At 69.3% G+C, this 20901-nt stretch carries 21 protein-coding genes and 1 pseudogene; 11 read left to right on the top strand and 11 right to left on the bottom strand.

Features of this window, described 5'->3' with window-relative positions; all coding sequences use genetic code 11:
• Nucleotides 1-101 precede the first annotated feature (101 nt).
• Together RM590_RS02375 and RM590_RS02370 are read left to right on the top strand one after the other, a co-directional pair.
• A complete protein-coding gene (locus RM590_RS02375; protein ID WP_311702831.1) occupies nt 102-1325 on the top strand; it encodes an extracellular catalytic domain type 1 short-chain-length polyhydroxyalkanoate depolymerase in 1224 nt (407 codons plus the stop codon).
• A gap of 54 nt (nt 1326-1379) precedes the next feature.
• Nucleotides 1380-2732 (top strand): SGNH/GDSL hydrolase family protein, encoded by a 1353-nt coding sequence (locus tag RM590_RS02370; RefSeq protein WP_311702626.1) that lies wholly within the window; start codon nt 1380-1382, stop codon nt 2730-2732.
• A gap of 114 nt (nt 2733-2846) precedes the next feature.
• Here the strand turns inward: RM590_RS02370 and RM590_RS02365 are convergent.
• The 3 genes and pseudogenes from RM590_RS02365 to RM590_RS02355 all read right to left on the bottom strand — a co-directional run bounded on the left by RM590_RS02365 (nt 2847) and on the right by RM590_RS02355 (nt 5505).
• A pseudogene (locus tag RM590_RS02365) lies at nt 2847-3588 on the bottom strand (phosphotransferase family protein).
• A 133-nt stretch (nt 3589-3721) separates the two neighbouring features.
• Nucleotides 3722-4072 (bottom strand): hypothetical protein, encoded by a 351-nt coding sequence (locus RM590_RS02360; RefSeq protein ID WP_311702625.1) that lies wholly within the window; start codon nt 4070-4072, stop codon nt 3722-3724.
• A 191-nt stretch (nt 4073-4263) separates the two neighbouring features.
• Nucleotides 4264-5505, bottom strand: coding sequence for a helix-turn-helix domain-containing protein (locus RM590_RS02355; RefSeq protein ID WP_311702623.1), 1242 nt, complete (start codon nt 5503-5505; stop codon nt 4264-4266).
• Between the two features lie 590 nt (nt 5506-6095).
• On the opposite strand from RM590_RS02355, the gene RM590_RS02350 reads away from it, so the two are divergent.
• The 7 genes from RM590_RS02350 to RM590_RS02320 all read left to right on the top strand — a co-directional run bounded on the left by RM590_RS02350 (nt 6096) and on the right by RM590_RS02320 (nt 10070).
• Nucleotides 6096-6362: a hypothetical protein gene (locus RM590_RS02350; RefSeq protein WP_311702622.1), complete on the top strand. Its 267-nt coding sequence runs from the start codon at nt 6096-6098 to the stop codon at nt 6360-6362.
• Between the two features lie 237 nt (nt 6363-6599).
• Nucleotides 6600-6791, top strand: a complete 192-nt coding sequence (locus RM590_RS02345) for a hypothetical protein (protein ID WP_311702621.1) — start codon at nt 6600-6602, stop codon at nt 6789-6791.
• On the top strand, nt 6778-7302 hold the full coding sequence (locus tag RM590_RS02340; RefSeq protein WP_394813760.1) for a DUF6879 family protein: 525 nt from the start codon (nt 6778-6780) through the stop codon (nt 7300-7302). Before RM590_RS02345 ends, RM590_RS02340 begins: the two co-directional genes overlap by 14 nt.
• Nucleotides 7295-8125 (top strand): helix-turn-helix domain-containing protein, encoded by an 831-nt coding sequence (locus RM590_RS02335; protein ID WP_311702619.1) that lies wholly within the window; start codon nt 7295-7297, stop codon nt 8123-8125. The genes RM590_RS02340 and RM590_RS02335 overlap by 8 nt, the downstream gene beginning before the upstream one ends.
• 821 nt (nt 8126-8946) lie before the next feature.
• The gene (locus RM590_RS02330; RefSeq protein WP_311702618.1) at nt 8947-9387 is read left to right on the top strand and encodes a glycine-rich domain-containing protein; all 441 of its coding nucleotides are present in this window, start codon (nt 8947-8949) and stop codon (nt 9385-9387) included.
• A 32-nt stretch (nt 9388-9419) separates the two neighbouring features.
• The gene (locus tag RM590_RS02325; protein WP_311702617.1) at nt 9420-9692 is read left to right on the top strand and encodes a hypothetical protein; all 273 of its coding nucleotides are present in this window, start codon (nt 9420-9422) and stop codon (nt 9690-9692) included.
• A gap of 117 nt (nt 9693-9809) precedes the next feature.
• The gene (locus tag RM590_RS02320; RefSeq protein WP_311702616.1) at nt 9810-10070 is read left to right on the top strand and encodes a hypothetical protein; all 261 of its coding nucleotides are present in this window, start codon (nt 9810-9812) and stop codon (nt 10068-10070) included.
• A 10-nt stretch (nt 10071-10080) separates the two neighbouring features.
• Here RM590_RS02320 and RM590_RS02315 read toward each other — a convergent pair whose 3' ends face one another.
• The 3 genes from RM590_RS02315 to RM590_RS02305 all read right to left on the bottom strand — a co-directional run bounded on the left by RM590_RS02315 (nt 10081) and on the right by RM590_RS02305 (nt 13052).
• The gene (locus RM590_RS02315; protein WP_311702615.1) at nt 10081-10707 is read right to left on the bottom strand and encodes a TetR/AcrR family transcriptional regulator; all 627 of its coding nucleotides are present in this window, start codon (nt 10705-10707) and stop codon (nt 10081-10083) included.
• A 62-nt stretch (nt 10708-10769) separates the two neighbouring features.
• Nucleotides 10770-11207, bottom strand: a complete 438-nt coding sequence (locus RM590_RS02310) for a hypothetical protein (protein WP_311702614.1) — start codon at nt 11205-11207, stop codon at nt 10770-10772.
• A 153-nt stretch (nt 11208-11360) separates the two neighbouring features.
• Nucleotides 11361-13052, bottom strand: coding sequence for an ABC transporter substrate-binding protein (locus tag RM590_RS02305; RefSeq protein WP_311702613.1), 1692 nt, complete (start codon nt 13050-13052; stop codon nt 11361-11363).
• Nucleotides 13053-13367: 315 nt separating this feature from the next.
• Here RM590_RS02305 and RM590_RS02300 point away from each other — a divergent pair, with 315 nt between their 5' ends.
• Entirely contained in the window at nt 13368-16319 is a 2952-nt protein-coding gene (locus RM590_RS02300) for a glycoside hydrolase family 2 TIM barrel-domain containing protein (protein WP_311702612.1), read from the top strand.
• Nucleotides 16320-16328: 9 nt separating this feature from the next.
• Here RM590_RS02300 and RM590_RS02295 read toward each other — a convergent pair whose 3' ends face one another.
• The 3 genes from RM590_RS02295 to RM590_RS02285 all read right to left on the bottom strand — a co-directional run bounded on the left by RM590_RS02295 (nt 16329) and on the right by RM590_RS02285 (nt 18079).
• Nucleotides 16329-16961, bottom strand: a complete 633-nt coding sequence (locus tag RM590_RS02295) for a TetR/AcrR family transcriptional regulator (protein ID WP_311702611.1) — start codon at nt 16959-16961, stop codon at nt 16329-16331.
• Complete coding sequence (locus RM590_RS02290; protein ID WP_311702610.1) at nt 16958-17500, bottom strand: cupin domain-containing protein; 543 nt, start codon at nt 17498-17500, stop codon at nt 16958-16960. The genes RM590_RS02295 and RM590_RS02290 overlap by 4 nt, the downstream gene beginning before the upstream one ends.
• A gap of 69 nt (nt 17501-17569) precedes the next feature.
• Nucleotides 17570-18079, bottom strand: a complete 510-nt coding sequence (locus RM590_RS02285) for a MarR family winged helix-turn-helix transcriptional regulator (protein ID WP_311702829.1) — start codon at nt 18077-18079, stop codon at nt 17570-17572.
• A 69-nt stretch (nt 18080-18148) separates the two neighbouring features.
• Between RM590_RS02285 and RM590_RS02280 the strand changes: the two genes are divergently transcribed.
• The gene (locus tag RM590_RS02280; RefSeq protein ID WP_311702609.1) at nt 18149-18979 is read left to right on the top strand and encodes an aldo/keto reductase; all 831 of its coding nucleotides are present in this window, start codon (nt 18149-18151) and stop codon (nt 18977-18979) included.
• A 16-nt stretch (nt 18980-18995) separates the two neighbouring features.
• Here RM590_RS02280 and RM590_RS02275 read toward each other — a convergent pair whose 3' ends face one another.
• Nucleotides 18996-19673, bottom strand: coding sequence for a response regulator transcription factor (locus RM590_RS02275; protein WP_311702608.1), 678 nt, complete (start codon nt 19671-19673; stop codon nt 18996-18998).
• On the bottom strand, nt 19670-20896 hold the full coding sequence (locus tag RM590_RS02270; protein ID WP_311702607.1) for a sensor histidine kinase: 1227 nt from the start codon (nt 20894-20896) through the stop codon (nt 19670-19672). The genes RM590_RS02275 and RM590_RS02270 overlap by 4 nt, the downstream gene beginning before the upstream one ends.
• Nucleotides 20897-20901 lie beyond the last annotated feature (5 nt).

Raw genomic sequence — 20901 nt, 5'->3', positions numbered from 1 at the left:
TGTCCAACAGTGTCGGGAACACAGTTGCGAACACCGAACGGAAAACGGCCGCCAGGCCGATACGTTCGGCCGTCGCCGCGCTCATCGGCGCCATCCTGCCGATGCTCGCCGCGCTGCTGGTGACCGCGCCGCCCGCCAGCGCGGCGACCCTCACCGAGGTCACCAACTTCGGCACCAACCCCAGCAACCTCCGCATGCACCTCTATGTGCCGGACAACGTCACCGCGCGCCCGGCCGTGCTCGTCGCGGTGCACTACTGCACGGGCACCGGCCCCGGGTTCTACTCGGGCACGCAGTTCGCCTCGCTGGCCGACCGCCACGGCTTCATCGTCATCTACCCGTCCGCCACCCGCAGCGGCCAGTGCTTCGACGTGTCCTCGCCCGAGGCCCTGCGCCGGGGCGGCGGCAGCGACCCGGTCGGCATCCGCTCCATGGTCGACCACGTCGTGCGCACCCACAGCGCGGACACCGGGCGGATCTTCGTCACCGGCGCCTCCTCGGGCGCCATGATGACCAACGTCCTGCTCGGCAACTACCCGGACGTGTTCGCCGCGGGCGCGGCGTTCGCGGGCGTGCCCTTCGGCTGCTTCGCCACCACCGACGGATCCGGCTGGAACAGCGCCTGCGCAGGCGGAACGGTGACCCGCGCCCCGCAGCAGTGGGGCGACCTGGTCCGCGGCTCCTACCCCGGCTACACCGGGCCCCGGCCGCGCATGCAACTGTGGCACGGCACCAACGACGACATCCTGCGCTACCCGAACTTCGGCGAGGAGATCAAGCAGTGGACCAACGTGCACGGCCTCAGCCAGACGCCCGCGTCCACCGACTCGCCACAGGCCAACTGGACCCGCACGCGCTACGGTTCGACCGGTAACCAGGCGGCCGTCGAGGCCATCAGCATCCAGGGCGGCGGCCACAACCTGCCCACCGACGGCATGGCGGCGCGGGCCATCACCTTCTTCGGCCTGGACGGCACCACCCCCGGCCCGGATCCGGACCCCGAGCCGGGCGCGTGCCGGGTCGCCGTGACCACCAACGCCTGGAACACCGGGCTGACTTCGTCGGTGACCATCACCAACACCGGTACCACTCCGGTCAACGGCTGGTCCCTGGGCTTCACCCTGCCCACGGGCCAGACCATCACCTCCGGCTGGAACGCCACTTACAGCCCGGCCACCGGTACCGTGACCGCGACCAACGCCGCCCACAACGCGGCCATCGCCCCAGGCGCGTCGGTCGGCATCGGCTACCAGGCCAGCCACACGGGCAATACCACCAGGCCCACCGCGTTCACCCTCAACGGCGCCGCTTGCACGGTCGCCTGACGCACAGCCAGACATCCAGCAGTCCCGCACAGCGACAACAGGAGCCCACAGCCCATGAGAAGAAAACCGTCGATCGTCCAACTGATCAGCTCGGCGGCCCTCGTCCTCGCCCTCGCGCTCACCGCCGAGCAGTCCCTCGTCGGAGCCGACGAGCCGGCCGCGCCCGAGGCCACGGCCCAGGTCGCCGCCACGGCCGCGACCTCCGGCACGGCCCAGGCCGCCGGCGCGAACCGGTGGGTGCACACCTGGGCCGCCATGCCGCAGTTGACCGAGCCGCACAACATGCCGCCGCCCCCGTTCACCGAGGAGAACGCCGTGCTCGTGGACAGCACGCTGCGGCAGACGGTCCGGGTGACGACCGGCGGCGAACGCATACGGCTGCGCTTCTCCAACGCGTTCGGCGGGACCGCCCTGCCGATCACCGAGGTGTCCGTGGCGCTCCCGCTCGACGGCCGGGCGGGAGCAGCCGCGATCGAGGCGGACACCGCCCGGCCGGTGACCTTCCACGGCGAGTCCTCCGTGACCGTTCCGGTGGGGGCGCAGATGGTGTCCGACCCGCTGCGCTTCCCCGTGGAACCGGGGACGATCCTGTCGGTGACGATCTACCTCGCCGAGGGCCAGGCGTCCCGGAACATCACCTCCCACCCCGGCTCCCGCACCACCTCGCACCTGCTGCGGGGCAACCACGTGGCGGACGCCGAGCTGCCCGGGGCCACGCCCACCGACCACTGGTACTTCCTGAGCGGCGTCGAGGCGCTGTCGGCCGGCGGCACCGCCGCGGCGGCCTTTCTCGGCGACTCCCTGACCGACGGCCGCGGTTCCACCACCAACGGGAACAACCGCTGGCCGGACCAGCTCCACGCGCGGCTCCAGAACAGCCCCGCCACGCGGGACGTCGCGGTCCTCAACCAGGCGGCGGGCGGCAACCGCGTCCTGAACGACGGCCTCGGCCCCAACGTCCTGGCCCGCCTCGACCGTGACGTGCTCGCGCACAGCGGCGTGTCCTGGCTGGTCGTCTTCGAGGGCATCAACGACATCGGCACGGCCCCGGCCACGCGAGAGGACCAGGAGCGGGTCGCCGCCGACCTGATCGCCGCCTACGACCAGATCATCACGCGCGCCCACGCGCAGAACATCCGGGTCTACGGCGCCACGCTGCTGCCGTTCGGCAACAACACCGGCTACGACGACCCCGACGGACACCGCGAGGCGGCCCGGCAGACGGTCAACGAGTGGATCCGCACCAGCGGACACTTCGACGCCGTCATCGACTTCGACCGGGTCACCCGCGACCCGGCGGCGCCCGACCAGCTCCGGCCGGACATCCACGACGGCGACTGGCTGCACCTGAACCCGGAGGGCTACCGGCTGCTGGCCGAGGCCGTCCCCACCCGCCTCTTCTCGTAACGGATGCCGTTCTCCTGACGGGGGCGGGCCCGGCGGTCGCGTCGCGGGACGCGGCCGCCGGGCCCTCGGACCCGATGCGCGGGAACGCACTCATGGCAGCGGGCCCGCGCACCCTCACATCCGGGATCTCAGCACGTCGACCTCACAGCCCGCCGCGAACGGGTCGAAACCGTGCTCGGTCAGCCAGCGAACCACCAGCAGGCTTCGCAACGACCACCACCCGCGGATCACGTCGAGGTCGACGTCGGCGCCATAGCCGGCAACGACCTCACCGAGGTGCTCCTCGTGTCCGAGCGTCAGGATGGCGAGGTCGAACAGGGCATCACCCGGGCCCGCCTCGGACCAGTCGATGATGCCCGTGACCTCGTCACCGTCGACGAACACGTGAGTGATCTGCAGGTCGCCGTGCGTGAACACCGGAGTCCACGGCCGGAGCGCGGCCTCGGCGACCTGGCGGTTGCGGGTGACCAGGTCGGCGGGCAGGACGCCGTTCGTCACGAGCCACTCGCACTCGCCGTCGAGATCCGCCGCCAACTCCTCAAGGCTCTTTCCCCGACTGGGCCAGGGCGGCAACGGCGCGTCGTGCAACTTCCGGATGGCGGCACCCGCCGCGGCCCACGCCGCCGGGGACGCGGCCGACGGCTCGCCGAGGCGGCCGAGTGCCGTCCCCGGGACCGCGGCGATCGCGAGCACGGACGGCTTGTGCCAGAGGACCTCCGGGGTCGGGACCGGCGCCAGGGCCATCGCCTCCACCTCGGCCTCGATGCGCGCCTGATCGGCGTCCACCTTCAGGAACACATCGCCGACGCGCAGGGTCGCGCTCGGAATGGGCGACGACAACTTTGACCTCATCCATGGGCGACCAGTATCCCGGGGATGACCGTCCGCGTCACCGGGTTTATCGCTTTTGTCGGGGGTCCTTAACCCGAAACGTCCCCGTATCTGCCATGAGTGACGGATACGGGGGTGCAGGTATCCGCTGTGAATCGCTACTCGATTGCTTCGAAGATATCCGCATCGGTCTCACGCTGCCATTCGGGAAGGGCATCCCAGTCGGCAACATAACTCGCTTTCGGCGAGTCGATGTGCTTGTGGATCTGTGCGATCCAGCAGATGGCCACGAAGCGCCCTTTCTGTTCGCGGGTGAGGTTCGACGTATTGCCGTCGCTGATTTCAACAAATTGACGAATTTGGTTGCAGACGGCTGTGGCGGCCTGCTTTTCCCACTCCGGAGTCTCGTCCCACGGTGTGATGTAGCCGGGCTTCGGGTCACCCGGGAAGTACTTCTTTACGTCAGCGATCCATGCCTCTCGAAAGAGGCGGCCCGGCTCGTCAGTCACAGATTCTCCTTTGGTAGAGCTATCCTGCGGTATTGAGCGCCGAGATTTGTTGATTCGAAGCCGTGCTCGGGCAACTCTCGCCATCCGCCAATGCGCATGGGCCAGGCGCGTTCTCGGCGTATCCGAGCCGCACTTGCTTCATCGACGAGCCCGGTACTCGCTGTCTTCGTGGCCTGTACGGGATCTTCCCGTTAATCGAACTCGCGAAGTGCTGACATGAGCTCTCGACCTTCTTTGGCCTTCCTGCGAAGCAGTATCGCAGCGGTCTTGTGCAGCTCATTCCACGCATGTGGGCGCCCGATCGCTGCCGCATCGGGAACGGCCGAAAGGGCTACGGAGACCGCCTGTTCATGATTGCCTGAGCCAGCAAGCGCATGCGACAGGCATGCCCGGTACCATGCTTTATCGCGCCGATAGCTATCCGGCAGTTTCTCAAGTCCATTGGGCAGCCGAGTAGTTGCCGCCTGCCAGTCACGCAAGTGCAGTGCGGCCATTCCACGTTGCAGGGCGAACCACGTTTCGTCATAGAAATACATCCAGGCTGGCTCATCCTCCGGCGCCCGAGAGGCTCGGCCGACCAGTTCCTGCGCCTCGTCGAAGGCCCGTTCGGAGTCGTCTGCTTCCTGATTCAGGGCGTGGCCTCTGGCAGCCATTTGCGCGGCCATTCCCTGCACCCCCGGCGATGTACCCGAAGCAGACCAGCGTGCCGCTTCCGCCAGCCGCACACATCGTGTGGCGTGGCCGTTGGACCAGGCCATGTGCGCTTTCATGCTCAGAGTCGTCGCCGACATATTGGCATCCCCGGCTTCCAATGCCCATTCGTGGGATCGGTCGTACCACGCCAGTGCCGTGGCCGTGTTGTCCTGGTCTTGCGCCATCCATGCGATGAATTGCGCGTACTCTGCTGCCAATCGAATAACGCGATCAGTCAAGGGGCCTCGTGCGCCCGAATGCAAGTCCACAACTGTGCGCAGTTGCTGTCGCACGACCTCAACAAGTGGGCGAGAACCAATGATGTCCTCCGCTCGCCGATGTTCGGCAAGTAGCCTGTCCAGCCAGTCCAGTGTTGCCGCGTCCACATGCCGTGAGCCGTTCACTGCGCTGGTGACGCGCTTGAGCAGATCTTCGTCCGGGGCTGCCCCGGGAAGTGCCAGACCCGGTACAGGAGATGCGACCGGTTCGCGGATGAGAAGTTCTTCAGGAATGCCAAGCCCGGTGACGATGCGCTGCCGCACCTCAACAGAGGTGACCGTCCGGCGCCCGCGCTCAATGTCGGACACGTCGGGCTGGGCCAGCCCCACGAGTCCGCCCAGCTGGCTCTGACTACTGTGAGTCAGCCTCCGCCAGGCGCGAAATACTGCTCCCCAATCCTCGTTCACCAGTGCGCCAACGAGCTGGGGGTGGGTCCACATGTCCCTGTGCGGCTTTCCCATTCCTCAAATATAGGGCTGCCCTATAGCTGGGCGAGATGGTTTCGCCTCTCGCTGTGCGCAAGGGTCCCCACGTAAGGACCCCCGCGACCGTCGCAACCGGCCCGGGGGCGTGGACCACCTGAGAAGGCAGGCAGCCATGAGCAAGGTTAGCCATGTTCACCCGAACGTGGGGGCGCTGGTCAGAGATCACGCCACCAACCGCGTCGGCATCTATATGGGCAAGGCGGGACCCTTCGCCATGCTCCGCCCGGTCGGCGGGGGCATGGAGTGGCAGGCACTTCTCGGAGACGTTCAGCGGGAGGTGTCCGCGTATCCCCGACCGGCGGACATCGCACAGCTCCAGGCCGCGCACCGGTACCACGTGGAGGAGTGCGCAACGTGCGCCCCCGACGAGCCGTGCGACACAGAGCGTGTGCTGAGCCTGGCGTGCGAAGAAGCCACGCGGCCGGCCGAGTCGGCGCCGCAGACGGAGGCATCGTTTCCGAGGCGCCCACACATCCCGTAAGGCATCGCCGACTTCCAGTCGACCCCCTGCCGCCGCCCGAACGGGCCGATCCGTCCATCCGTTCCGACACTGGAGTTTCATTCCCATGACGCCTCACCCCGCACACCGCATAGCCACCCCGCCGGGCGCCTCCCTCCTGGTCTCCATCGAGGTCGACGCCCGCACCGTGCGGCGCGGTGACCAAGTGATGATTGGCGGGCAGGAGTTCACCGTCAGCGACATGACCGCCCTGGGCCCGGGCCGCAAGCGACTGGTGTTCGCCACCGGGGAGATGTTCACGATGAACCCGACCACCGTGCTCTGGGCCGCCCGCCGAATTGACCCACGCCTGCGCAGGTGGATGCGACGATGACGTCGACCGTGTAGTGCTCGGCGGGCGCGTAGGGGTCGGTCTCGGCGACCATCTCCAGGTCGCCCCAGTCCAGGGCGTCGGCCTTGGCGTCGTAGCCTGTTGGGTTTTTATCCCTTTAATCATGAATAGGGGGCAATGGCGCCGCTGTCCGTTTTCCCGTTTCTGCAAATCTTCACGCTGGTCATCGGCACTGCTTCGGGGAAGCTATAACGGGAACACCCGAGGAAGGGAGGCGCCATGAAGCTTCGGATGCTTGCGAAGGAAGGTGACAGGAAGGACTGTCCGACCCTCTACGCCACGGACAGGGGGACGCTCCTGGTTCAGGGCGACCGGCCGGAGGATCACGGGCTGACGCTGCCCGCACATGAGGGAGTCGTTGAAATCCCTCTGTCTCTGATCAAGAAGGCTATTGCTGATGGGCTCATCTAAGTCCCTGTCCGACCTCTTCGACTCGTTCGAGCGCGAAGCGTTCCGGCTCGAAACGCGGGACGACTACAGCAAGTCGGGCAGCGTCGAAGCGTACGAGGCATTCCTCGCCGGAGAGGGCAAGCCGGAAGGCTATAACGCTGATTGGGTGTCCGAGGTCCGCGGATACGTGAACGAGGGGAAGCGCATTTACCGCGTGCACATCCTCTCTCGCCCGCTGACTCCATATCTGAGCTTCGAATTGGGCTGGGGCTACCGGACGAACATGCTCGGGGGCGAAGAGTTCTTCATTCTTGACACTACGGAACGGCCCAATCCGCTTGATGGCGTAGGCGACTTCTGGCTCTTCGATGGATCTGCCGTGGGCGTCATGCACTACGACGATGCGGGGAAGTTCCTTAGTTCCGAAGTTCTTGCTGAGGAACGAACGGAAGAGTTCGTCGCCTACAGGGACACAGCCCTCAGTAAGGCGCAGCCTTTCGCCGAATGGTGGGATAACTACGGCGGTGGCTAAGGGCGAGTTGGGCGCAGCACTCCGGGCACTGCGAAAAGCTTCCGGGAAGGAAGCCAAGGCGGTTGCCCGGAGTTCTGTCATGTCTATAAGCAAGCTCAGCAAGATAGAAACTGGGAAGCAAACCCCATCAGTTGCGGACGTTGAGCGCATCCTTACAGCAATTGGCGTATCCGATGAAGTCAAAGCAGAATATCTTGAACAAGCGCGAGCCGAGAAAACAGAGGCAACAGCATGGCGCCTAATCCAGAGAATGGGGCTTCACAGGGCGCAGGAACAAGTGAGAGCGCTTGAAGCGCAGATGACACGACTGAAGGTGTTGCAGCCTGCCTTGATCCCGGGACTTCTACAAACTCCCGAGTACATCCATGCCATTCTGTCGCGCCACGGCCTTACAGAGGATGTCCTCAGCAAGACCTCTCGTTCACGCCTGGAGCGCCAGCGGGTACTGTACGACGCGGGTAAAGACCTACAGTTCATCATCACCGAGAGCGTCTTTAGATGGCGTATCGTATCGCCCGCCAGGATGGCAGAGCAGGTTGACCGCATTATCTCGCTCTCCCGACTGTCCAACATTGACATCGGCGTAGTCTCTTTTGCTGCCAATCAGAACGACATTGCGAACCATGCATTCGTCATAAGAGACGAACGAACTGTAGCCGTAGAGACAGTTCACGCTGAGATCGTGGTGACCGACCCGAGAGATGTTGCCGAGTATGTAGAGAAGTTCGAACGGTTCTCCGCTGTGGCGCTGCACGGAGATGAGATGCGCGAAATGCTCGAAGAACTACGGAATGAGCTTTTGCAGGAACAGGAAAACGGCTAGTTGGGCATGCCTTCCTCGCATAGAGTGAGGTCGCTCACTGTCGAAGTCAAGGCAGGCCCCGATGACGTGTTGTCGCTGCGGCACTTTTATGAGTGCCCCTGTGTTGGTAGCCATGATCGAACAAAGTTCGGGTCCGGGCGGCAGCGTTTATGCCTGCCAGGAATGCGCCCGGATCATGGCCTCATGGCCATTCGCTCCCTCATGGCTTAAGGATTTGGTGTTCGGGGAGGCCGTCGCGCTTGAGCGCCCAGCCTTCACGGCTGCGCCCCGTGTGCATGCTGCCGCGCCGAGCCCCGGCACGTGGTGGCCCGCTGGGATGCCGCCCCGCCCTACGTGCCCGCCATCGTTCGCGACGGGGGCGAGGGTCCGGCGGTGAACCGACACGTACGCGGGCTGTCCGGCTGGCGAGCCGTGGGTGCCACCACCGTGCAGTGCGTGACGTGGTGAAGCTCACCGGCTCCGACTACACGATAGCGAACCCATGCTCACGCTCTTCGGCAACCGAAAACGCCTGTTCTTCGCCCAGGGCGGCGCGTACACCCTCGGAGAGTCCGAGACGCTGCGCGCCTACCGCGACGCCTGGTAGCAGCAGCCCAGCACCAAACCCACGGCGACCGTGGGGGAACTTTCCAGCCTCCACGCTGACGGAGGGACGGGGTCGCACACAAACACATGAGATTCCCACCCCGGCCGGGTCAATCCTGGCAGGTCGAGCGGCCGGGGCGGGGCGCCAGTTGAAACGACATGAGGAAGGTACGCACATGCGCGATGTACGAGACTTACTCACCCCTGACGCGTTCGGAGGTGTTGTCGCAACAGTCATGGACAACAACCCCGGAACGGACGACCCTACGGCCGGACGCGTTGTAGCAGAAGCCTTGAAGTTCGTCATGGCCGCCGGGAAGTTCCCGGGGGTGTACATCCAGCCGTCTCGCGTGGTCGATGAAGGCTGGCACGCCCTCATCCTGCACACGAAGCTTTACGCCAAGCTGTGCGATCAGCTCGGGCGCTTCGTGCACCACTACCCCGAGCGACCGGACGCTTCCCGCCACGACCCGGACGCACTCACACGGACCGTAGCCCTGATCGAAGAGGCCGGATTCACTCCGGACAGGGACCTGTGGACCCGGCCGACGAACCTGCTCGTACCGGTGGGAGCCAACTGTTCGCACACACCCAAGCCGGGAGGCTGCGGCCCGATCAATCCGGGAAACTGTGCCTCACACTGCTCCGGCGGGAGCGGCGGCAGCGGCGACGGCTAACCTGCCCGGAGCCGTCCGAGAGAGGTGAACGCATGAACGCGGAGGAAGCCCGGCACGTGGATGCCGTGCTGCGACATCTGGGCCTCCCCGGCGTGGTAGCGCCGGAAGACCCGGAGAACCCGGCGGGCGTGTGGCGCGTGTACGACCGGGCTGACCCCGAGAAGCGTACGGACACGACGGCTGACGCACTGGTGAGCCTCGCCAAGGCATTCCGCAGAGAGTCACGCGCTTCCGCTTCAGAGCCCGCACAAGATGAACAGAAGGGGCCTACGAGAGGTTTCGTCATCCCACCCACGGACGACTGACGGCCCTTTGCCGCCCCGCCCACACGCCTACCCCATGGCGTGCGGGCGGGGCTCCTTCATGTGCCCAGGTGGCTCGCCCGCGTATCCGGACGCGCCCCGGTGCGTCATGCTGACCCCATGGCCCCACGCGACTCGCACGCCGATGTCCGGCGACTCCTGTACGAGCTGTGCGTCGACCTTGGCTTCTGTCTGCCGCCCGAGGAGCAGAGCCGGCTGGCGGACGCGCCGCCCGCCGGCGTGGACGCCTTCACCGACGCCGTCTTCGAGGCGGAGGGGATGGACCCCGGTCGGCACGGGCAGTTGCGGCGGCAGGTGCGGGAACGGGTCGAGCGGCACATGCGCGTCTGGGCCGAACGGCCCGGCGGCCGGGCCGCCTGACCCGGGCGGCTCACGCCAGGCCGTTCTCCAGCACGTCGAGCGCGCGGTCGACGATCCGCGTCAGGTCGTCGCGCATGCCCCGCGCGGACCAGTACAGCAGCGCCTCCTGGAAGCCGCCGAGGACGGCACCGACGAACACCCGCAGCTCCAGGCCGTCGACCGGGCGGCCGGTGCGGTCGGCCAGCGCCCGGGCGAGGAACTCGCCCGTGGCCGCCAGGTTCTCGTGCATCCGGGCGCGGAGCGCGGGGACCGTTGCGATGAGCCGCATGCGCTGCTCGGCCTCGGCACGCGCCTCGGGGGTGCCGTACAGCCGGCGCATGGTCTCGGTGAGCGCCGCGCGTATCGCGGTCAGCGGCGGTTCGTCGGGGGGCCGGGCGCGGAGGGCGGCCTCCATGACGGCGTCGTCCTCGTCGGTGAGCACGATGTCTTCCTTGCTGGCGAAGTACCGGAAGACGGTGCTCGGCGAGACCTCGGCGGCCTCGGCGATCTGGTCGATGCGGGTGGCGTCGTAGCCGCGCTCGGCGAACAGCCGGTACGCGGCCCGCCGGATGGCCTGCCGGGTGCGGATCTTCTTCCGCTCCCGCAGACCGATCGGCGGCGTGCCGGGCGTGGCGGAAACCGGTAAGGAGGCGGTCATGCCTCCATTCTCGGCGATCGACGAGCCATCCCGCTCTCCGCCGACTCCTCGGCCGGCCGCGCTCAGCGGATGTCCGAGGCGGCGATCGCGATGAACTCCTCCAGCGCCTCGCGCGCTTGCTGTGCCGCCACCTTCAACTCGACGTGATCCGCGGCGCGATGGACGGCCCCGGTCAGCTCGTAGGCGCGTTCGGCCGCGTCGGTGAGGGGCTGGCCGCTGGCGACGAGCCGGACCCGGAACAGGGTCTGGAGAGCCACGCCGCGCAGCCGGTAGGACTCGACCCGGGCGTCGAAGGCGACGGTCCCGTCGGGGTCCTCGTGCCGCCGGTGCCACCGGTCCTGCTGCCCCCGCCGGAACTCGGTCACGGCCCCCGCGAACTCGCTGTAGACACCCATGCGTTCGGCACGAAGCTGCTGGCCGGCGGCGAAACTCTCGGAACGCCTGGCCGCGGCGCGCTGGAACGTGTGCGTGACGACGGCTCCCAGGAGCGTTCCCAGCACTGCCAGGAGAGTTGAGAGTACGGCGCTCATCCGGGCAGGACATCACAGGATGGCACGTTCGGGGGAGTCAATTCCCGGCGAACACAGTGTGATGGCCGAGGCCGGCGCCCGGGCAGGGCGTCGGCCTCGGGACCGGTCAGTTCCGGTGAGGGGTCACTCCCCGCCCGCCGGCTGGAGGTTCTGGAACACCTGGGAGCTGTCCGGGCTCTGCCAGATGGCCGGGAACGCGTACATGTCGTCCTCGGTCGGCCAGCCGGTGAACTTGTCGACGTTCCAGATGCTCACCGTGCAGTTCAGCAGGACCGGGATATAGGGCATGTCCTGCTCGACGGTGGTCTGAATGGTGTCGAAGTGCGGCTCCCGCGCCGCGGTGTCCTCCGGGTTGATGCGGCCGAGCTCGTCGATCGCCGCGTCCACGTCCTCGTTGACGTACCGGCCCCAGTTGATGTTGGCGGTCTCGCCGACCGGGACGGCGTTCGTCCCGGAGAAGAAGTTGGCGTACTGCCAGTAGGGGTCGGCCGTCGGGCCGGGGGAGAGCGAGTCGATGATGAGCTGGTAGTCGCCGCGGCCACGGGCGTCGGACCACTCGTTCCAGGAGGATTGCTGGGGCGTCAGCGCGATGCCGACCTCCTTGAGCTGCTCCGCCATGGTGGTGACGGTCGTGATGTAGTCCGTCCAGCCGGAGACGACGCGGACGCTGAGCTCGAGCCGCTCGCCGTCCTTCTCGTAGATGCCGTCGTCGCCGAGCTCCCAGCCGGCCTCCTCCAGCACCTGGGTGGCGCGGTCGACATCCGGCTCCATCGGGGTGGTCTGGTTCTCCAGGCCGCCGGAGATGTAGTCGCGGTCGGGGATCCCGAAGCCGGGGGACATCTGGGCCGCGAAGCCCTGGAAGGCGAGCTGGTTGAGCTGGTCGCGGTTCATCCCGTAGTAGATCGCCTGCCGTACGGCCGGGTCGGTCTGCGGGCCCTCACAGCCGAGTTCCGCGCTGGAGCAGCTACCGAGCACGACCTGGAAGGTGTTGGCGATGGTGGCCGTGTAACCCGGGTACGTCTCCTCGACCTTGTCGAGGTTGGGCACCGGGCTGGTCATCCAGTCGATCTGGCCGGCGGACAGCGCGTCGGCGCCCGCCTGGTTCCCGGACAGCGCGATGGTCCGGATCGTCTGCACCGCCGGCTCGCCGTCCCAGTAGTCCGGGTTGGCGGTCAGCGTGAACGACTGCGCCTTGAACTCACCGAGCATGTACGGGCCCGTGCCGACCGGCTCGGTCATGGTGTCGGTCGAAGGGTCCTCGACCTTGGACCAGATGTGCTCCGGCACGATCCAGGTCCTGCCGAGCAGGTTCGCGGCGTCCATGAAGTTCGGCTCGTCGAAGGCGACCGTCACATGGGTCGGGTCGACGACCGTGGTCTCGGCGTCGAAGCCGATGCTGTTGATGGCCGGGTTCTCGACCATCATGTCGAAGGTGAACTTCACGTCGTCGGCCGTGAAGTCCTCGCCGTCCGTCCACTTCACCCCCTCGCGCAGGGTGATCGACAGCTCGGTCCCGTCCTCGTTCCACGAGTACTCGGTGCCCAGCACCGGGACCGGGTCCTCCTGGCGCGAGATGTTCAGGAAGAACAGCGACTCGTAGATGGTGCCCGCGCCCTCGAGCTTCGTGGGCGAGTACGGGTTGAAGTTCGCCTGGAGGTCGCCCGACGCACCGCTGAACGTGACAAGGGTGTCGGCCTCGCCGCCACCACCGTCTCCGCCGCCGCTCGAACCACCGCAGCCGGCTGCCAGCAGCCCGCACAATGCAAATCCCACCGCGGCTGTGCGGACGCGCCGCCCTTTCACGTCCAGAGACATGACGCTTCCTCTCATAGGACGCCCCCTCGTGGGAGCGTGGGCAAGGTCGCCTGGCGTCGGGATTCTTGGGCGTCGCGGGAAGGCGGTCAATGGCGAGGGATGGCGTCGATTGCATCGTTACAATAACGCAATAAGGTCACACAGCTTCAAACGGGAAGCCCCTAGTTGCTTTCCTTGCCAAAGCAATTCGATTGGTCGAACCGGCACTTGATACCCAGGGGAGCATGGACATCACTGCCGCACCAGCATAGATTTTGCGCCGAAATCAAGCGGTCCCACGCCGCGACGGGGGCGCCGCACGATCCGAGGAGTCCCATGCACGACCGCCCCCACGGAGAGGCGCCCGCCCGCGCCCTGCCCTACCACGAGGACCCGGCCCCCGGCTCGGGCACCTTGCCGGCCCGCGCCTGGTGGGCCGAGTCCGACGCGGCGCGGCTGTCGCTCAACGGGACCTGGGCCTTCCGCCTCGCGCCGACCGCCGAGGGCACCGGTTCCGCCTTCCTCGCCGACGATCCGGCGGCCACCGCCAGTTGGGACCGGATAGCCGTGCCCGGCCACTGGGTGCTCCAGGGCCACGGCGCTCCGGCCTACACCGGCGTCGCCTACCTGTTCCCGGTGGATCCGCCGCGGATGCCCGACGAGAACCCGACCGGCGACCACCGGCGGGTGTTCGACCTGCCGGAGGGCTGGCCGGCGGACGGCGAGACGGTGCTGCGGTTCGAGGGCGTGGACTCCTGCGCGCGGGTGTGGCTCAACGGGCAGGAGCTGGGCACCTTCCAGGGCAGCCGCCTGCCGCACGAGTTCGCCGTGGGCCACCTGCTGCGGAAGAGCGGCAACGTGCTGGCCGTGCGCGTCCACCAGTGGTCGGCCGGGTCCTACCTGGAGGACCAGGACATGTGGTGGCTGCCCGGTATCTTCCGGGACGTCACCCTGCTGCACCGCCCCGACCGGGCGCCCGCCGACTTCTTCGTGCACGCCGGCTACGACCACACCACCGGCACCGGCACCCTGCGCGTGGACTGCGACGTGCCCGGCCGCGTCACCGTTCCCGAACTCGGCCTGGACCTGGCCACCGGCGAGGAGGCCACCGCCCCGGTCGAGCCGTGGACGGCCGAAACCCCCCGCCGCTACGACGGCGAACTGGTCACCGCCGGCGAGCGTGTTCCCCTGCGGATCGGGTTCCGCACGGTGCGCATCGAGGACGGCCTGCTCAAGGTCAACGGCCGCCGGATCCTGTTCCGCGGCGTCAACCGGCATGAGTTCCACCCCGAAACCGGCCGCACCGTGGACCTGGAGACCATGCGCGAGGACGTGCTGCTGATGAAGCGGCACAACATCAACGCCGTCCGCACCAGCCACTACCCGCCGCACCCGGCCTTCCTCGACCTGTGCGACGAGTACGGCCTGTGGGTCATCGACGAGTGCGACCTGGAGACCCACGGCTTCTGCTGGATGCCGGACTGGCGCGGCAACCCGGTCGCCGACGAGCGCTGGACACCGGCCCTGATCGACCGCGCGCAGCGCATGGTGGAACGCGACAAGAACCGCCCGTCGGTGGTCATCTGGTCACTGGGCAACGAGTGCGGCACCGGCGCCGGCCTCTCGGCCATGGCCGCCTGGATTCGCGAGCGCGACCCGTCCCGGCCGGTGCAGTACGAGCACGACCTGGAGTACCCGGACAGCGACATCTTCTCCCGGATGTACACGCCGCACGACGAGGTCGAGCGGATCGGCCGCCGCGAGGAGGAGCCGCTGGCCGACCCGGAGCTGGACACCCACCGCCGGTCCCTGCCGTTCCTGCTGGTCGAGTACGCCCACGCGATGGGCAACGGCCCGGGCGGACTCTCCGAGTACCAGCGGCTGTTCGAGACCTATGAACGCCTCCAGGGCGGCTTCGTCTGGGAGTGGATCGACCACGGCCTCGCCAAGCGCACCCCCGACGGACGCGTCTACTACGGCTACGGCGGCGACTTCGACGAGGACTACCACGACGGCAACTTCGTCTGCGACGGCCTCCTCTTCCCCGACCGCACCCCCTCGCCCGGCCTGATCGAGTACAAGAAGGTCATCGAGCCGGTCCGCATCACCGGCGACCCGGACGCGGGCACCGTCACCGTCGCGAACGGCCACGACTTCGCCGGCACCGGGCACCTGGCGTTCACCTGGACCTATGAGGTCGAGGGCCGGCGGATCGCCGCCGGGGACCTCGCCGTTCCGCCGCTGGCCCCCGGTGAGCGGGCGGAACTCCCGCTGCCGCCCGCGCCCGACGGCGCCCCGCCCGGCGAGGCGGTCTGGACGGTGCACGCCCGGCTGGCCGACCGCACGCCCTGGGCCGAGGCCGGACACGAGGTCGCCTGGGGCCAGTTGACCGCCGTGCCGCGGCCGGCGCCCGTCCCGCCGCCCGGCCCCGCCCAGGCTCCCCGCCGGGACGGCGGCCGGATCACGCTCGGCCCGGGCGTCTTCGACGCCACGACCGGACGGCTGCGTTCCCTGGCCGGCGTGGACCTGACCGAGGGCCCGCGACTGGACATCTTCCGCGCGCCCACCGACAACGACCGCGGGATGCACTGGGAGGCCGACGCGCAGGTCAGCGTGCACTGGGAGCGGATCGGGCTGCACCGCGCGCGGCACCGCACCGACGCCGTGGAGCTGACGGACGACGCCCTCACCATCCGCACCCGGGTCGCCCCCAACTCCCGTGACCTGGCCCTGGTCACCGTCTACCGGTGGACCGCCGGCGAGGACGGCGCGCTGCGGCTCACGGTCGGCGTCACCCCGGAGGGCGACTGGCCCTGCCCGCTGCCCCGCCTCGGCCTCCTCCTCGGGCTCCCGGCCGCCTACGGCTCGGTCACCTGGTACGGCGGCGGCCCCGGCGAGGCCTACCCCGACACCCGCGCCGCCTCCCGCCTCGGCCGCTACGGCATGACCGTCGACGAGCTCCAGACCCCCTATGTCCGGCCGCAGGAGAACGGCGCCCGCGCCGATGTCCGCTGGGCCGAACTGCGCACCGCCGACGGCACCGGCCTGCGGGTGACCGCCGGCCCCGACCCGTTCTGGTTCACCGCCCGCCGCTGGACCACCGGACAGCTCGACGCCGCCGAGCACACCCCCGACCTGGAGCCGGGCGACACCGTCTGGGTCAACCTGGACCACGCCCAGCACGGCATCGGCACCCAGTCCTGCGGCCCGGCTCCGCTGCCGCGGTATCACCTGACCGCGGCCCCGGCGGAGTTCGGCGTCGAGTTCCGCGCGCTGAGCGGGGGGTGACGACGGCCCTCAGCGCCCGTACAGACGGAGGAACGTCCGCACGCCGTCGGTCACCAGCTCGGTGACCTGCTCCGGGGGGAGCGGAATCGCGCCGTAGAAGGTGCGCTGATTCACGTTCACCACGGTCAGCAGGTTGAAGTGGTCGGCGGCGCGCTCCGGGTCCTCCGGCGTGAGCAGGCCGTCGTCGGCCATCCGCGCGAGATAGGGGGCGAGCCGCAGGTGCGCCGTCTGGGGCCCGGCCTTGATCCACTCCTCCAGCACGGCCGGGGGTATCCGGGCCGCCTCCGCCTCGATCGTGCGGACCAGCGCGAAGTGCTCCGGGAACTCGGCCACGGCGGCGACCCTCTCCAGCGCGAACGCGGTGAGGTCGTCCGCCACGTCCACGATCTTGCGCAGATGCCTGTCCAGCAGCCGCGCGATCGTCTCGGTGACCTCGTGCGCGCCCTCCAGGGCGACGGAGAGGAACAGGTCCTCCTTGTCGCGGAAGTGGTTGTAGATCGTCCGCTTGGACACCCCGGCCTCGGCGGCGATGGCGTCGACGCCCGCCCGGACGTACCCCTCGTTCCCGAACACCCGCCGCGCCGCCCCGGTGATGGCCCGCCGCTTCTCGGGCCGCCCGGCGGCGGGGTGCGGCGCGCTCACCGCGGCCACCCGTCGGGGCGCGGGCCCTGGCCCGGCTCGATGAAGTAGCTGTCGTGCGCGGCGAAGAAGTCCTCGCGCTCCTCCTGGCCGAGGCCGGCCAGCTCCGACAGCCCCTCGAAGTACCCCTCGCGCGGCGCGCCCGGCACGAAGAGCATGAGGAACGAGGCCGGCTCGTCCGACTCGTTGGCGAACCCGTGCAGGCCGCCCGGCGGCACATACAGGAAGTCGCCGCGCGGCGCGTCGATCCACCGCTCGCCGTCGAAGACCCGCAGGGAACCGGCGGTGACGAAGAACGACTCGGACATCGTCCGGTGGAAGTGCGTGCCGGTCCCGGCGCCGGGCGGCAGGTCCACGATGTGATACAGCCCGAACTCCCCGTCGGTCACGGCCGACAGCCGCTCCCCGGCGGGCCGGCCGGTGGCGAGATAGAAGGTGCGCGTCCCCGACGGCGAACGGAGATCGGGCGTGGAGTTGGCCGGCCGGTGGACGAGACCGACCCGGCCGGTGTCCTCGTGGTAGCGCGGTTCTGGGTAGGACATGCGGCCAGAGTACACCGGGTGGTGCATTTTCTGCACTGCGCGGTGTAGTTCACTTCGCCGTCGCGCGGGCTACGACTCGGGGCCGAAGACGCCGGGAAACGGTCCGGGGCGGTCCGGCGCGGAGTCCAGGCCCTCCCACAACGCCCGCATGATCTCCCGCAGTTGGACCACCTGCTCGTCGGTGAGCGGGTCGAACAGCCGCTTGCGCACCTCCTCCACGTGCGCCGGCGCCGCCTCCGCCAGGGCGGCGAAGCCGTCGTCCGTCAGCTCGGCCACGGTGACCCGCCGGTTGTCCGGGTGCGGCGACCGGCGGACCCAGTCGCGTTCCTCCAGGCGGGCCGCCGCGTGGGACAGGCGGCTGGGGGAGGAGTACACCAGCGTGGCCAGGTCGGTCATCGACATGCGCCGATCGGGCACCTCCGAGAGCGTCGCCAGGATCATGTAGTAGGTGTACGGCATCCCCGCGTCGCGTTGGAGCTGCCGGTCGAGGGCGTCGCCGAGGAGCCGGGTCGTCCACAGGTACGCGCGCCACGTGCGTTGTTCGTCGTCGTCGAGCCAACGTGTCTTCACGCCCGCCACTCTAACTTGAACTCTCAAGCGTTGAACTGTAGAGTCCACACTTGAACGCTCAAGTGTGAGGAGAGAGCCGTGAGAATAGGCGACTTCGAGGTGGGCCGCATCGGGTTCGGCGCCATGCGGCTGGCGTCCGACGGCACGATCTGGGAGGCCCCCGCCGACCGGGAGAGCGCCGTGGCGCTCCTGCGCCGCGCGGTGGAGCTGGGCGTGAAGCTCGTCGACACCGCCGACGCGTACGCGCTCGGCGCGAACGAGGAGCTCATCGCCGAGGCGCTGCACCCCTGCGCCGATGACGTCGTGATCGCCACGAAGGGCGGCGTGGCGCGGCCGGGCCCGGCTGAGTGGGTTCCGCTGGGGCGGCCCGAATATCTGCGGCAGCAGGCCGAGTTGAGCCTGCGCCGCCTGCGCCGCGAGGTGATCGACCTGTACTACCTGCACCGCGTCGACCCGCAAGTGCCGCTCGCCGACCAGGTCGGCGCTCTGGCGGAGCTGCGGAAGGAGGGCAAGATCCGGCACATCGGCCTGTCCGAGGTGACGGTCGGGCAGGTGGAGGAGGCGCGCGGGATCGCGCCCATCGCCGCCGTGCAGAACCTCTACAACCTCACCGACCGCACCCATGAGGCGGTGGTGGACCACGCCGACCGGAACGGCATCGCGTTCGTCCCGTTCTTCCCGATCGCGATCGGCGACCACGCGAAGGCCGACAGCCCGGTGGCCGCCGTCGCCGCCGAGGTCGGGGCGACGCCCGCCCAGACCGCCCTGGCCTGGCTGCTGCACCGTTCGCCGCACGTCTTCCCCATCCCGGGGACGACCTCGCGGGCGCATCTGGAGGAGAACGTCGCGGCGGCCGGACTCACGCTGACCGAGGAGCAGTTCACGCGCCTGGACCGGGCGGGCCGGTGACGCGGACGCGCTCGCGTCAGGTCCCGTTCCCGGCGGCGCGGACCAGGCCCGACTGGTAGGCGATGACGACGAGTTGAGCCCGGTCACGGGCCGCCAGCTTGGCCATCGCGCGGTGCACGTGCGTGCGCACCGTGAAGGGGCTGAGGACCAGCCGGGCGGCGATGTCCTCGTTGGACAGGCCGGTCGCGACGAGCGCCACCATCTCGCGTTCCCGCGCGGTGAGCGCGTCCAGCCGCTCGGGAGAACTCGCCGGAACGCCGTCCGGCGCGGCCAGGAAGCGGGAGATCAGGGCCCGGGTGGCGGTGGGGGAGAGCAGGGCCTCGCCACGGGCCACCGTGCGCACGGCCGCCAGCAGATCGTCGACGGCGATGCCCTTGCCGATGAAGCCGCTGGCCCCGGCGCGCAGGGCCTGGGCCACATACGCCTCGTTCTCGAACGTCGTCAGGATCAGGATGCGGCTGTCCAGCAGGTCCTCGTCCCCGCAGATCTCCGCCGTGGCGGCGAGGCCGTCCATCCCGGGCATCCGGATGTCCATGATGACCACGTGCGGGCGCAGCTCCCGGGTGAGCCGCAGCGCCTCCCGGCCGTCGGCGGCCTCGCCGACCACCGCCATGTCGTCGGCGGAGTCGATGATCAGCCGGAAGGCGCGGCGCAGCAGGGCCTGGTCCTCGGCGAGCAGCACCCGGATCGTCATGGCGCGGCCCGCCCTTCGTCCCCGCGGGTGCCCGGCCCCGTGGCCTCCCGGGGCGGCGGCAGGGGCAGTTCGGCGGTGACCAGGTAGCCGCCCTCCCGGCGCGGCCCCGCGGAGAGCCGGCCGCCGACCGCCGCGGCCCGCTCCCGCATGCCGATCAGGCCGTAGCCGGGCGGACGGTCGGCCGCCCCGGCCGCCTGCCGTCCGTCGTCGGTGACGGTGATGGTCAGCCGGTCGTGGCCATAGGCGAGGTCCACCCGGGCGGCGCCCGTTCCGGCGTGCTTGGCGACGTTGGTCAGCGCTTCCTGAACGATCCGGTAGGCGGTGAGGTCCGCGCCGGGCGACAGCGGCCGGGCCGGGCCGTTCGCGCACACCGACACCGACACCGCCAGGCCCGCGGGCCCGAACGACTCGGCGAGCGCGGGCAGTTCGGCCAGCCCGGGCGGCGGGTCCAGCGGCGCGCCCGGGTCCCCGGACTGGCGCAGCAGGCCCACGGTGGCCCGCAGCTCGTCGAGCGCGCTGCTGGTGTTCTCGGTGAGCCGGTCCAGCGACTCGCGGGCCTCCTCGGGGCGGGAGTCGAAGAAGAGGGTGGCGACCGACGCCTGCGCGTGGACCAGCGTGATGTGGTGGGCGACCACGTCGTGCAGGTCCCGGGCGATGCGCATCCGTTCCTCCACCACGCGCCGGCGGGCCTCGCTCTCCCGGCACTCCTCGGCCCGCCTGGCCCGTTCCTCCACGGCCGCCAGGTAGGAGCGCCGGTTCCGCACGGAACCGCCGATCACGGTGGCCAGCAGCGGGACGGCGACCGCCGACGCGGTGCCCGACTCCTGCCAGGAGCCGAGCCCGTCCACCAGCGAGGAGGCGGCCAGCGCGGCGGTGGTAGCCACGGTGGGCACGCTCACCTCACGCGACGCCGGGCGGGAGGCGAGCGCGTAGGCGGCGATCATGACCGGCACCAGCAGGAGCAGGTTGAAGTCGAAGCCCAACGCCGGGGCCAGCACCCCGCACCCCGCCGTCAGCGCCACGACCGTGCGCGGCGCGCGGTGCCGCAGCGGCAGCGCCGCGCAGGACACCACGGCCAGCGGGTACACGGAGAACGGCGGCGGCGTCAGCCCGTCGTCGGGCTCCGGCTGGATCGCCGCGCCGAACAGGTACAGCACCAGCGCCAGCGCCGTGATCACGGCCTCACGCGGCCACGCGTGGTCCGGCAAGCCGCCGTTCGCCATGGCCG

The organism is Streptomyces litchfieldiae, assembly GCF_031845365.1.
In the GTDB taxonomy this organism is placed as follows: domain Bacteria; phylum Actinomycetota; class Actinomycetes; order Streptomycetales; family Streptomycetaceae; genus Streptomyces; species Streptomyces litchfieldiae.
This window is presented reverse-complemented; position numbering and strand designations above follow the sequence as displayed.